This window comes from Haemophilus parainfluenzae, from assembly GCF_900450995.1.
In the GTDB taxonomy this organism is placed as follows: Bacteria; Pseudomonadota; Gammaproteobacteria; order Enterobacterales; family Pasteurellaceae; genus Haemophilus_D; species Haemophilus_D parainfluenzae_O.
This window is the reverse complement of the sequence record NZ_UGHY01000002.1, coordinates 408478-421754: the sequence shown is the minus strand read 5'-3', so window position 1 is coordinate 421754 and position 13277 is coordinate 408478. Positions and strand designations below refer to the sequence as shown.

Sequence of the window (13277 nt, the reverse complement as noted above, 5' to 3'; positions counted from 1 at the left end):
TTATAGCGAATGTTGGCTGGCAGGTAAAATTCGGACATAAAAAAAGCACCTTCTGGTGCTTCATTATCTCGGCTTAATTGGCGGAATGGACGGGACTCGAACCCGCGACCCCCTGCGTGACAGGCAGGTATTCTAACCAGCTGAACTACCACTCCGTGAGTATATTAAGACAAGTTTTAAATTGGCGGAATGGACGGGACTCGAACCCGCGACCCCCTGCGTGACAGGCAGGTATTCTAACCAGCTGAACTACCACTCCGCTAAGTGCTGGGTATAATAATGATGAACGTTAAAACCGTCAATCTTTTTTTTCTTTTTTATGTTTATCTGATTAATAGATAACCGATTAATGTGAGGTTTCGTCACCCGTACGAATAGACCAAAAACATTTGCCATCGCTTTTTTTATTGACCAATTTAATGAAATCTAAATGAGCTTGAAGTTCATCATCGGTGGGTTGTAACACTTTTAAATTTTGCGAAAAATTGACCGCACTTTGAAGATCTTGCATATTGGTGCCAGCTTGGATAATTGAACTATCCGCATGATCTTCATCAAATAGACTGGTTTGACCGCCTGTCATGGACAAATAAACGTCGGCTAAAATCTCCGCATCCAGCAACGCGCCGTGGAGTGTTCGTTTGCTGTTATCAATGCCTAAACGATCACACAACGCATCTAAGCTATTACGTTTTCCAGGATACATTTGGCGCGCCATTTGCAACGTATCGGTGACCAGGCAAATGTCGGTCGTTTTGATATCTAACCCAAGTTTACGGAATTCATAGTCCATAAAGCCCACGTCGAAGGGGGCATTATGAATCAGAAGTTCGGCACCGCGAATGTATTCTATAAAGTCTTGTGCAATCGTTTTGAAATCCGGTTTATCCGCAAGCATTTCATCCGTAATACCGTGAACTTTAATAGCATCGGGATCAACCAAACGATCCGGTTTAATATAAATGTGAAAATTATTGCCTGTGTATTTACGGTTAACCATTTCCACGGCGCCAATTTCAATAATGCAATGTCCTTCGTAATGTGCGCCAATTTGGTTCATACCGGTGGTTTCAGTATCCAGTACAATTTGGCGATCCGGATTTATCATTGTTCTACCTATTTGTTTCCTTTAAAATACTGCCTATTTTACACAAGCTCGAATTAGTTATGCAAAAACAGATTGAAATTTTTACGGATGGATCTTGCCTAGGCAATCCGGGAGCCGGTGGCATAGGGATTGTCCTGCGCTATAAACAGCACGAAAAACATATTTCAAAAGGGTATTTCAAAACCACCAATAATCGCATGGAATTACGAGCAGTGATTGAGGCTTTAAATAGCTTAAAAGAGCCTTGCCATGTGACGCTTTATAGTGATAGCCAATATATGAAAAATGGTATCACACAATGGATTTACAATTGGAAGAAAAACAATTGGAAAGCGAGTACGGGAAAGACGGTAAAAAATCAGGATTTATGGATTGCGTTAGATCAGGCAATTCAAACCCATAACATTGATTGGCAGTGGGTGAAAGGCCATTCCGGCCATCGTGAAAATGAAATTTGTGATGAACTAGCCAAACAAGGTGCGGAAAACCCAACTTTAGAAGATATCGGTTACGAAGGGTAGTCTGCACCTGGTTTTAAAGTGCGGTTATTTTTGATAACGAATTAACCCTTCCTGCTGTGTGGTGGCAATTAATGTGCCATCTGCAGCAAAAATTTGTCCTCTCGCTAAACCTCGTCCCGCAAAAGCATTGTTACTTTCAATGGCATGTAAGTGCCAATTATTTAAATTGAAAGGGCGGTGGAACCAAATACTGTGGTCGATTGTAGCCACTTTCATCCCTTTTTGTAAAAAGCCTTTCCTATGTGGATGAAGTGCGGTCAAAATACAGTGAAAATCAGAAAAATACCCTAAAAGACATTGCTGCGTCTGCAAATCTAATGGCGCCTCTCCATTGGTTTTAAACCAAGCATATTGTTCGGGTGGCAGTTCTCGACCATCAAATGGATTGTTCAAATATCGGCTATGAATTTGAAATGGGCGTTCTTGAGCAAATTTTTCACTCAAGCTTTCTGGTAAAGTCTGCGCCACTTTTAACATGATTTCGTGTTCATCAATGCATTGTTCTGGTCCCGGTACTTGCGGCATGGCTGATTGATGGTCGAAGCCTTCTTCGGGTACTTGAAATGAAGCAGTGACATGACAAATCACATTTTTATGTTGAATGGCTTTTACGCGTAACGCAGAGAAGTTGCGTCCTTCACGTAAGGTTTCCACATCATAAATAATCGGGTGTTGACTGTCGCCAGGTGCTAAAAAGTAAGCATGGCAAGAATGGAGTACACGCTCCGGGGGGGCAACTTGCATCGCGGCTGAAAGAGATTGTGCCACGACTTGGCCACCAAATACTTGGCGAAAACCTAAGTCTTCACTGGCTCCGCGAAAGATAAGATCATCAATTTTTTCTAATTTTAACAATTCGATGAGTTGATTTAATTTATCCGACATTGTTTTTTTCCTTTTATAAATACAAAAAGACCGCATATTCATGCGGTCTGAAGAATTTTTATACGTTAAAGCGGAAATGCATGACATCACCATCTTGCACGATGTAGTCTTTACCTTCTAAGCGCCATTTACCTGCTTCTTTTGCACCGTTTTCACCTTTGAATTGGATGAAGTCATCGTAAGCAATCACTTCTGCACGGATGAAGCCTTTTTCAAAGTCTGTGTGGATTACAGCCGCTGCTTTAGGGGCGGTTGCACCCACAGAAACCGTCCATGCACGAACTTCTTTCACGCCTGCAGTGAAGTAGGTTTGAAGATTTAATAAGGCATAACCAGCGCGAATTACACGGTTTAAGCCAGGTTCTTCAATACCGAGATCTTGTAAGAATTCGATTTTTTCATCGTCATCAAGTTCAGCAATTTCCGCTTCAATCGCCGCACATACAGGCACCACAACAGAGCCTTCTTTTTCTGCAAACTCACGTACTTTGTCTAAATATGGGTTGTTTTCAAAACCGTCTTCATTTACGTTCGCAATGTACATGGTTGGTTTTAATGTGAGGAAGTTATAGCTTTTAATCGCCAATAACTCATCTTTATCCAATTCAACAGAACGAATCATGCCTGCTTCAGAAAGTACAGGAAGGATTTTTTCCATCACAGACAGCTCAAATTTTGCGTCTTTATCGCCACCTTTAGCTCGTTTTTGTAAACGTTGAATAGCACGTTCACAGCTGTCTAAGTCAGCAAGGGCTAATTCGGTATTGATGGTTTCGATATCGCTTAATGGATCGATTTTACCCGCAACGTGCACGATGTCATCATTTTCAAAACAACGAACAACATGACCAATTGCATCAGTTTCACGGATATTAGCTAGGAATTTATTACCTAAGCCTTCACCTTTACTTGCACCCGCAACCAAACCAGCGATATCCACAAACTCCATAGTGGTGGGTAATACACGTTCAGGTTTAACAATTTCCGCTAACGCATCTAAACGCGGATCCGGCATGGGTACCACGCCAGTATTTGGTTCGATTGTACAGAACGGATAGTTTGCCGCTTCGATACCGGCTTTGGTTAATGCATTAAAAAGGGTAGATTTACCGACGTTTGGCAAACCAACGATACCACATTTAAATCCCATGATGTTTTCCTTATTGTAAGCATAAGTGCGGTTAAAATTTATGGTGTTTTTTCACCGCACTTTTGAGTTAAATTTTAAAACTGTTTAAGCGATTGGTGGCCTTCACCATGCCTTCTTTGAAAAGCAATTCAATGCAATCGGTAGCTTCATCTAACGCTTTATCGAGTGCTTCTCTTTCTGCAGGCGCAGGTTTGTTAAGCACAAAACCTGAAACTAAATCACGGTGTCCAGGATGGCCAATGCCAATGCGTAAACGATAGAAATTGTTGCTGTTACCAAGCTGAGCCACGATATCTTTTAAACCATTATGTCCGCCATGCCGCCACCTTGTTTTAATTTTACGGTGCCAGGCGGTAAATCTAATTCATCGTGTAGCACTAAAATTTCTTCTGGTTTGATGCGATAAAAATTAGCAAGTGCGCCTACGGCTTTTCCACTTAAATTCATAAACGTCGTCGGCACTAAAAAACGGACTTCTTTGCCATTAATTAACGTTTTTCCTACGTAACCAAAGAATTTATTTTCTGCATTAAGCGAAACATTAAAGCGACGAGCTAAACGCTCAATCAGCCATTCCCCTGCATTGTGGCGGGTTTCCGCATATTTATCGCCAGGGTTTCCCAACCCCACGATGAGTTTAATTTCAGACATAGTTTTCTGCTTGAATAAAAATAGTGGCGTATTGTAGCGAAGAAGGGCTAATTTCTCAATCTATAAGGCTAAGACTAAAACACCTGAGAGAATTAATAGACTTCCTATGACTAATTTCATGCTTAAGGGTTCGCCTAACAATACCACGCCTAAAATAATGGCAATCACCACACTGAGTTTATCAATAGGTGCAACCCAAGAGGCGGGCGCCATTTGTAACGCGCGATAATAACAAAGCCAAGATAGGCCCGTAGCAACACCAGAAAGAATTAAAAAGGTAAACGGTTTTGCAGCAATATGTTGTGGCAGTTGCCATTCGTTACGTGCGCTAATGATACCTGCTGTAACGAGTAAAACCACAATCGTACGGATAAAAGTCGCGAGGTTACTGTTAATGCCTTCAACCCCTAATTTGCCTAAAATAGCGGTAAGTCCAGCGAAAAAGGCTGAACCAATAGCAAAAAATACCCAATTCATGATGTCTTCCTATTTTATCGTTAATATTGACCGCACTTTTCCGCTATAATAACGGAAAACTCATCAAGACAGAATAAGACATGAACCAAATTAATATTGAAATCGCCTATGCCTTGCCGGATCGCTATTATTTGAAATCCTTCAAAGTGGATGAAGGCACAATGATCCAAACGGCTATTTTGCAATCAGGTATTTTACAACAGTTTGCCGAAATCGATTTGCGTGAAAATAAAGTGGGGATTTATTCCCGTCCAGTAAAACTAAACGATCAATTAAAAGACGGCGATCGTATTGAAATTTACCGTCCATTATTAGCCGATCCTAAAGAGATTCGTCGTAAACGTGCAGCAGAGCAAGCCAAAGCCGCACAAGAAAAAGCTCAACAAGAAAAACAGGAAAAGGAGTAAAAAAATGACCGCACTTTCCAACCAATATTGTCTGCCTGATGGCATTACCCCTGAAATTTTCCTGCGTGATTATTGGCAGAAAAAACCATTAATTATTCGTAATGGTTTGCCTGAAATTGTGGGTCAATTTGAGCCTGACGATATCATCGAATTAGCACAAGGCGAAGATGTGACCGCGCGTTTAGTGAAAACCTTTTCAGATGATAATTGGAAAGTATTTTTTAGTCCGTTATCCGAAGAAGATTTTGCGGATGTACCGGAGAAATGGTCGGTGCTTGTCCAAAATTTAGAACAATGGAGTACTGAATTAGGTCAATTTTGGAATAAATTTGGCTTTATCCCACAATGGCAACGCGACGATATTATGGTGTCTTATGCACCTAAAGGCGGTTCCGTTGGTAAGCATTATGACGAATATGATGTGTTCTTGGTGCAAGGCTATGGACATCGCCGTTGGCAGCTAGGCAAATGGTGTGATTCTTCCACAGAATTTAAACCGAATCAGCCGATCCGTATTTTTGACGATATGGGTGAATTGGTGATTGATGAAGTGATGAACCCAGGTGATATTCTTTATATTCCAGCTCGTATGTCACATTACGGTGTGGCAGAAGATGATTGCTTGACCTTTTCTTTCGGTTTGCGTTACCCGAATTTAGCAGACATTTTCGATAACGTGAATAAAGCGTTTTGTCATCAAGATCCTGAATTGAATTTAAGCGAATTCCAATTACCGTTACGCTTAACGCAATCAGAGCAGCGTACGGGCAAATTGGCAGATGAAAATATTCAAGCAATGAAACAGCAATTCTTAGCGAAATTGGCAGAGTCAGAAGCCTTTGATGCCTTGTTCAAACAAGCAGTAGCTAGTACAGTGAGCTCACGTCGTTATGAAATGTTAGTATCCGATGAGATGTCCGATCCTGACGACGTGCGGTCAATTTTAGAAGAGGAACAAGGTGTATTAATGCAGGACAATAACTGCAAATTGCTTTACACCGAAAATCCACTCCGCATTTATGCTAATGGCGAATGGTTAGATGAGGTGAATGTTATTGAAGCGGAAGTGTTGAAACGCCTTTCCGATGGTGAAGCGCTAGATTGGGTATTCTTAAATAATTTAGTGAATGACACAGAAGATCCTGAAAGTACAATGGAATTATTACTTGATTCGATTTGTAACTGGCTAGATGACGGTTGGGTGTTGATTGAATAATGTCTGAAAACATTTACTCCGTTTCCCAGCTTAACAGCGCAACCCGCCAAATGTTGGAAGGGAATTTTTCACAGATTTGGCTTACAGGGGAGATTTCTAATTTCACTCAACCTGTGTCAGGGCATTGGTATTTAACGCTAAAAGATGAAAATGCCCAAGTTCGCGGTGCGATGTTCCGCATGAAAAATTTGCGTGTGGGGTTTCGTCCGCAAAACGGCATGCAGGTCTTGGTGCGGGCGAATGTCAGTTTATATGAGCCTCGCGGTGATTATCAGCTGATTATTGAATCCATGCACCCTGCTGGTGAGGGATTGTTGCAACAGCAATTTGAAGCACTCAAAATGAAATTGGCAGCTGAAGGATTGTTTGCGCAAAACTTGAAGAAAAGCTTGCCAGACTTTGCCAAAGCAGTGGGTATTATTACGTCTTCTACAGGCGCGGCTTTACAAGATATTCTGAATATTTTGGCTCGCCGCGATCCAAGTTTAAAAGTGGTGATTTATCCAACGGCAGTGCAAGGCAAAGAAGCAACGGCTGAAATCGTCCAAATGATTGAGCTCGCTAATGCGCGTCAAGAAGTGGATATATTGATTGTCGGCCGTGGCGGTGGTTCTTTAGAAGATCTTTGGTGCTTTAATGAAGAAGAAGTGGCGCGTGCGATTTTCCGTTCTAATTTACCGATTATCAGTGCGGTAGGTCACGAAACGGATGTCACCATCGCAGATTTTGTAGCTGATTTACGTGCGCCAACCCCCTCTGCGGCGGCGGAGTTAGTGAGTCGCAATCAGCAGGAATTACTTCAACAGTTAGCCTATAAACAACAGCGCTTAGAGATGGCGTTAGATCGTATTTTTAGTCATCAACAACAGCGTTTACAACAGTTACGTTTACGCCTGCAAAACCAACATCCGCAAAATCAATTATTGATGCAGAAAGCCAAAACGGCGCAATTACATCATCGTCTCTTGTTAGCGATGCAGCGACAAATGGATAAAACGCAACAAAAATTGGCCGCACTTTCAGCGCGCTTAAAACAAAATCCGTTGCCTTATCGATTGCAAAAACAATCCCAATATTTAGCTCAGTTACAAGTGCGGTTAAATTTAGGGGCGAATCGTCAAGTCACGGAACGTCAAAATAAATTAGCGACATTGTGTGGCAAGTTAGATGGATTAAGCCCATTGAAAGTGTTAGCGCGAGGATATTCCATTGCAGAGGATGCTAAGGGACATGCCATTGTGAGTGTGAAACAAGTCAAAACAGGCGATACGATTAAAACGAAGGTGGCAGATGGGGAAATAACCAGCTGCGCTTGTTAATTCAAATAGATTCTTAATGTAAACCTATGATGAATAAGAAATCATCATAGGTTTTCTTTTTTTGTGACCGGCTTCAAAGTTTCGACAAAAACACGAGCGGTTTGGTTTTTTTTATTTTTCTATGAGAGTATTATGCGACCTCAGTATTGGGAGATTTACGATGTCAGAAATTCAACAGTTTAGTCAGCATGATATTGAAGTTCTTAATGAAGAAACTGTTTATAAAGGTTTTTTTACACTTAAGAAAGTACAGTTCAAACACAAGCTTTTTGCCGGTGGCGAAAGTGGTGTCGTAACACGAGAGTTGTTGGTAAAAGGTGCCGCCTCTGCCGTGATTGCTTACGATCCGAAAGAAGATGCTGTGGTTTTAGTTGAGCAAGTACGTATTGGTGCATATCAACCTGAATCAGCTCGTTCTCCTTGGTTATTAGAGTTGATCGCTGGCATGGTAGAAGCGGGGGAACAACCTGAAGAAGTGGCTTTGCGCGAAAGTGAAGAAGAAGCGGGGGTCTCAGTTCAAGATCTTACTCATTGTTTAAGTGTATGGGATAGCCCAGGCGGTGTCATCGAACGTATTCATTTGTTTGTCGGTCGAGTAGATAGCTCTCAAGCCAAAGGTATTCATGGTTTAGCTGAAGAGAATGAAGACATCCGTGTTCATGTGGTGAAACGTGAGCAAGCCTATCAATGGATGTGTGATGGCAAAATTGATAATGGTATTGCAGTAATGGGCTTGCAATGGCTTCAATTAAATTACGCCCAATTGCGGCAGCGCTGGCAATAGGAGTCCCATGAACAATACATTTGAATGCGAGCCTGCAAGTGAGATCGTCAAATTATTACAAATCACCGATCCTCATTTGTTTAAGGATACAAGCAAAGACTTATTAGGTATCAACACACACGAAAGCTTTTCTCAGGTGTTAAAAGAAATTCAGGCAGAGTCTTTTAATTATGATGTCGTGCTTGCGACAGGTGATTTGGTACAAGATAGTAGCGAAGAAGGCTATCTACGATTTGTTGAAATGGTTAAACCGTTAAATAAATCAGTATTTTGGCTTCCAGGTAACCATGATTTTCAACCTAAAATGGTCGAGCATTTAAGCCAATCACCTATTAACGCATCAAAACATTTACTTCTTGGCAAACATTGGCAAGTGATTTTGTTAGATAGCCAAGTTTCTGGTGTGCCTCATGGCGAATTGAGTGCTTATCAGCTAGATTGGTTAAAAATGAAATTAGCCGAAAATCCAGCACGTCATAGCTTAGTTGTATTGCATCACCATTTATTGCCAACAAATTCAGCATGGCTTGATCAGCATAACTTACGTAATGCTCATGAATTCTCAGAGATTTTGTCTCAATTCAACAATGTAAAAGGGATTTTATACGGTCATATTCATCAAGAAGTCGATGGCTATTGGCAAGGTTATCAAACTATGGCAACGCCTGCGACTTGTATTCAATTTAAGCCAGACAGCAATCATTTTGCTTTAGATACCTTACAACCAGGTTGGCGTGAAATTGAGCTATATCCAGATGGGCGAATTGAAACGAGAGTGAAACGAATTAAACAAAAAACATTCCTGCCAAATATGGAGGAAGAAGGATACTAAACAAAGTGCGGTTAAAATTCAGGTGATTTTAACCGCACTTTTTCTATACCGAAATGGGTAAAAGTCCATTTTACACTAGCCAGAATTCCCACAACTCTGTACAATAGCCGACCGATTTTATCTTTTAACTAATCTTTATTTTTAAGCAAAATGACGCAAAAATTACATATTAAAACATGGGGCTGTCAGATGAATGAATACGATTCATCAAAAATGGCCGATCTTCTCTTAAATACGCATGGTTTAGAATTAACTGATATTCCAGAAGAAGCCGATGTGTTACTTCTTAACACCTGTTCTATCCGTGAAAAAGCACAAGAAAAAGTGTTCCACCAATTAGGGCGTTGGAAAGAATTAAAAAAACAAAATCCAAACTTAGTGATTGGTGTGGGCGGTTGTGTAGCTTCACAAGAAGGTGAGCATATTCGTCATCGTGCACCTTATGTGGATATCGTATTTGGTCCGCAAACTTTACATCGCTTACCAGAAATGATTAACCAAATTCGTGGCGGTAAAAGTTCGGTGGTGGATGTAAGTTTCCCTGAAATTGAAAAATTTGATCGCTTGCCAGAGCCTCGCGCAGAAGGTCCAACTGCGTTTGTGTCTATTATGGAAGGCTGTAATAAATATTGTACTTACTGCGTGGTGCCTTATACCCGTGGTGAAGAAGTGAGCCGTCCTGTTGATGATGTATTATTTGAAATTGCGCAGTTAGCCGATCAAGGTGTACGTGAAATCAATTTATTAGGCCAAAACGTAAACGCATATCGTGGCCCGACATTTGATGGTGGTATCTGTACATTTTCGGAATTATTGCGTTTAGTAGCGTCTATTGACGGTATCGACCGTTTACGTTTTACCACCAGCCACCCAATTGAATTTACTGATGATATTATTGACGTGTATCGCGATACGCCTGAGTTGGTGGACTTCGTACACTTACCGGTACAAGCTGGTTCAGATCGTATTTTAACCATGATGAAACGTGGTCATACCGCGTTAGAATATAAATCGATCATTCGTAAATTACGTGCTGTGCGTCCAAATATTCAAATCAGCTCAGATTTCATTGTGGGTTTCCCAGGTGAAACCAATGAAGAGTTTGAACAAACAATGAACCTAATCGCACAAGTGAATTTTGATATGAGCTTTAGCTTTATCTATTCCGCGCGTCCAGGTACACCTGCGGCAGATATGCCAGATGATGTAACCGAAGAAGAGAAGAAACAACGTCTCTATCTTTTACAAGAGCGCATCAACCAACAAGCGGCACAATATAGCCGCCGTATGCTTGGCACAGAGCAACGCGTGTTGGTGGAAGGTCCATCTAAGAAAGATATTATGGAATTAACAGGACGTACTGAAAACAACCGTATTGTGAATTTCCAAGGCTCACCAGATATGATTGGTAAGTTTGTCGATATCAAGATTACCGATGTTTATACTAACTCTCTACGTGGCGATGTCGTGCGTACTGAAGATCAAATGGGATTACGTATTGCACAATCACCACAAGAAGTCATGAACCGTACTCGTAAAGAAGATGAATTAGGCGTAGGACGTTATCACGGATAATCATTTAAGAATATAGATAATCAACCGAATGAAGATAACCTTTGCCCTAGAAATTGGAGACTTTGATTAGCAGATTAAATCGAAGATTTTTATGGGCAAACATATTAGATAACTTTTTAAGTATCAAGTTATTTAATATATTTGGTGTGAGATATTGTCACCCGTGAATTGGCAAATAATCTTTCTATTCCTGCTTATGCATCTTTGGTTGCATAGTTAAAACGTATCTAAACAGATTTCGAAAACTGTACAATGTGGATATCTGTAGTTAAGTCAATCTATAAACGGTTATAAATTTATGAGATGGTTTTTCTAAGTAATTGTTTATATTAATATATTGGTTAAGTGAAATATTATGTCATCTATTAAATATCGCCCAGAAATTGATGGGTTACGAGCGATTGCGGTTATTTCTGTCATTATCTATCATCTTAATGAAAACTGGTTACCAGGTGGTTTTCTTGGGGTGGATATTTTCTTTGTTATTTCTGGTTTTCTGATTACTGGTATTATTATCACAGAAATTCAACAGAATTCTTTTTCATTTAAGCAATTTTATACTCGACGAATTAAACGAATTTATCCTGCTTTTATTACAGTGATCGCATTAGTGTCTTTCATTGCATCTGCTATTTTTATTTATAATGATTTTAACCAATTAAGAAAAACAATAGAATTAGCCACTATTTTCTTATCTAATTTCTATTTAGGTTTAACACAAGGTTATTTTGACTTAAGTGCAAATGAAAACCCTGTACTACATATTTGGTCATTAGCTGTAGAAGAGCAATACTATCTTATTTTTCCACTAATCCTAATTTTAGCTTATAAAAAATTTAGAGAAATTAAAGCATTATTTGCTATAACGCTAGTTTTTTTTTTTATTTTACTTGCCACCTCTTTTATTCCAGCTAATGTTTACAAAGAGGTATTTCATCAACCTAATATTTATTATCTATCTAACCTAAGATTTCCAGAATTACTTGTAGGTTCATTACTAGCCATTTATCATAATTTTTCAAATAACATTCAATTGAGTAAGCTAGCAAGTAATATTCTGGCTGTTTTAAGTACATTACTATTATTTTCCTGTTTATTTTTAATGAATAATGATATTGCATATATTCCGGGAGTTACTTTAATTCTCCCTTGTATTTTTACAGCATTAATTATTCATACCTCATTACAAAATAACATTATTAAATTATGTTTATCTAATAAAGTGATGGTGTTTATTGGAAAAATTTCTTATTCACTCTATTTATATCATTGGATTTTTATTGCGCTCGCTTATTACATTACTGGCAGCAAGCAGATTGAAGGCATTGCAGTTTTAATTGTTGTTATATTAACTATTGTTTTTTCTATCACAAGTTATTATTTAATTGAGCAACCTATAAGAAAATCAAAATTAAACTTTAAACAGGCATTTATCTATCTTTATCTAATTCCATCTTTTTTTATTATTGGTTATAACACTTATGAAAGAAAACAGATTAGAAAAGAAAAAGAACATATTGAACAAGATGTTTTATCTGTTAATTTAGAGAATAACTTCCCAACTACAGTTTTAACAATAGGGGATTCTCATGCTGGTCATCTTACTTATTTTTTAAAATATCTTGGTAAGCAAGAAGGATGGAAGTCGACTATTTTAAGCATAACTGAAGGTAAAGATTGTTTTGTTTTAGTGGATAAAAACAATAGAATAACACCTGAGTGTCAAGGGGTACTTGATGAGATTAATTCACCTAAATACAAAGCTATTTTTATTTCTGGATTTTATGATTTAAGAATGGGAGGACAACCTGTTCCCCGATTTAACGCTCAGGCTTACTTTATTGATAACTTCAAAACTCGTTTTGTTGAAACTATAAAATTACTCGCTAAATCAAAACCTGTTTATATCTTTGCAAATAACAGCTCTATTAGTAGATCTCCCGTTCGAGGGTATTTACTAGGAAAATATGGGCTTGAAAAGTATTTGGAACCTATTCGTAGAATGGGCGATATTGATGCTAGCAACAAAATCATTCACAATTTAGTCAAAGATATTCCTAATGTTTATTGGGTAGATGCTCAACAGTATTTACCAAAAGATAGCGTTATAGCAGAAGGAAAATACTTGTATGGGGATCAAGATCACTTAACAAATTTTGGTGCTTACTATATGGCAAAAGAATTCAGCAAATACCAGCGCCTGATGACACCTCAACAGGTGAAACAGCTTTATGAGTAAAAAAACAGCCGAAGGTTGATTATCTCTCAAAAGTTGTGTAAATCAAGTAATTGATTGAGATACAAATTCTGATGCGTAAGCATTATTCAATATCATTGAATTTAAGTGAATTG

At 39.1% G+C, this 13277-nt stretch carries 12 protein-coding genes, 2 tRNA genes and 1 pseudogene; 8 read left to right on the top strand and 7 right to left on the bottom strand.

Annotation, left to right across the window (positions count from 1 at the left end; genetic code table 11):
- Positions 1-78 precede the first annotated feature (78 nt).
- The 3 genes from DX522_RS02010 to dnaQ form a co-directional block, all read right to left on the bottom strand.
- Positions 79-155: transfer RNA gene (locus DX522_RS02010), tRNA-Asp, on the bottom strand.
- Between the two features lie 27 nt (positions 156-182).
- Positions 183-259 (bottom strand) — tRNA-Asp (locus tag DX522_RS02005).
- Between the two features lie 87 nt (positions 260-346).
- Positions 347-1108, bottom strand: coding sequence for a DNA polymerase III subunit epsilon (gene dnaQ / locus DX522_RS02000; protein WP_115179642.1), 762 nt, complete (start codon positions 1106-1108; stop codon positions 347-349).
- A 59-nt stretch (positions 1109-1167) separates the two neighbouring features.
- On the opposite strand from dnaQ, the gene rnhA reads away from it, so the two are divergent.
- On the top strand, positions 1168-1629 hold the full coding sequence (gene rnhA, locus DX522_RS01995) for a ribonuclease HI (protein WP_115179641.1): 462 nt from the start codon (positions 1168-1170) through the stop codon (positions 1627-1629).
- A gap of 24 nt (positions 1630-1653) precedes the next feature.
- Here the strand turns inward: rnhA and tesB are convergent, their stop codons facing one another.
- From tesB to DX522_RS01975, 4 genes and pseudogenes are all read right to left on the bottom strand, one after another.
- On the bottom strand, positions 1654-2514 hold the full coding sequence (gene tesB, locus DX522_RS01990; protein WP_115179640.1) for an acyl-CoA thioesterase II: 861 nt from the start codon (positions 2512-2514) through the stop codon (positions 1654-1656).
- 58 nt (positions 2515-2572) lie between these two features.
- Positions 2573-3664: a redox-regulated ATPase YchF gene (ychF, locus tag DX522_RS01985; protein WP_049355809.1), complete on the bottom strand. Its 1092-nt coding sequence runs from the start codon at positions 3662-3664 to the stop codon at positions 2573-2575.
- Between the two features lie 142 nt (positions 3665-3806).
- Positions 3807-4315 (bottom strand): annotated as a pseudogene (pth, locus tag DX522_RS01980) (aminoacyl-tRNA hydrolase); the annotation flags it as partial.
- 60 nt (positions 4316-4375) lie between these two features.
- Positions 4376-4792, bottom strand: a complete 417-nt coding sequence (locus tag DX522_RS01975) for an EamA family transporter (protein ID WP_065244332.1) — start codon at positions 4790-4792, stop codon at positions 4376-4378.
- Positions 4793-4872: 80 nt separating this feature from the next.
- On the opposite strand from DX522_RS01975, the gene DX522_RS01970 reads away from it, so the two are divergent.
- From DX522_RS01970 to DX522_RS01940, 7 genes are all read left to right on the top strand, one after another.
- A complete protein-coding gene (locus DX522_RS01970) occupies positions 4873-5199 on the top strand; it encodes an RnfH family protein (RefSeq protein WP_115179639.1) in 327 nt (108 codons plus the stop codon).
- A 4-nt stretch (positions 5200-5203) separates the two neighbouring features.
- Positions 5204-6415, top strand: coding sequence for a cupin domain-containing protein (locus DX522_RS01965; RefSeq protein WP_115179638.1), 1212 nt, complete (start codon positions 5204-5206; stop codon positions 6413-6415).
- Positions 6415-7734 (top strand): exodeoxyribonuclease VII large subunit, encoded by a 1320-nt coding sequence (gene xseA / locus DX522_RS01960; protein ID WP_115179637.1) that lies wholly within the window; start codon positions 6415-6417, stop codon positions 7732-7734. The genes DX522_RS01965 and xseA overlap by 1 nt, the downstream gene beginning before the upstream one ends.
- Positions 7735-7894: 160 nt before the next feature.
- On the top strand, positions 7895-8518 hold the full coding sequence (nudF, locus tag DX522_RS01955) for an ADP-ribose diphosphatase (protein ID WP_115179636.1): 624 nt from the start codon (positions 7895-7897) through the stop codon (positions 8516-8518).
- A 7-nt stretch (positions 8519-8525) separates the two neighbouring features.
- Positions 8526-9350: a 3',5'-cyclic-AMP phosphodiesterase gene (gene cpdA, locus DX522_RS01950; RefSeq protein WP_115179635.1), complete on the top strand. Its 825-nt coding sequence runs from the start codon at positions 8526-8528 to the stop codon at positions 9348-9350.
- 150 nt (positions 9351-9500) lie between these two features.
- The gene (miaB, locus tag DX522_RS01945) at positions 9501-10925 is read left to right on the top strand and encodes a tRNA (N6-isopentenyl adenosine(37)-C2)-methylthiotransferase MiaB (protein ID WP_115179634.1); all 1425 of its coding nucleotides are present in this window, start codon (positions 9501-9503) and stop codon (positions 10923-10925) included.
- A 355-nt stretch (positions 10926-11280) separates the two neighbouring features.
- Positions 11281-13164 carry an acyltransferase family protein gene (locus DX522_RS01940; protein WP_115179633.1) on the top strand — a complete coding sequence of 628 codons (1884 nt, stop codon included), beginning with the start codon at positions 11281-11283 and terminating at the stop codon, positions 13162-13164.
- Positions 13165-13277: the final 113 nt, after the last annotated feature.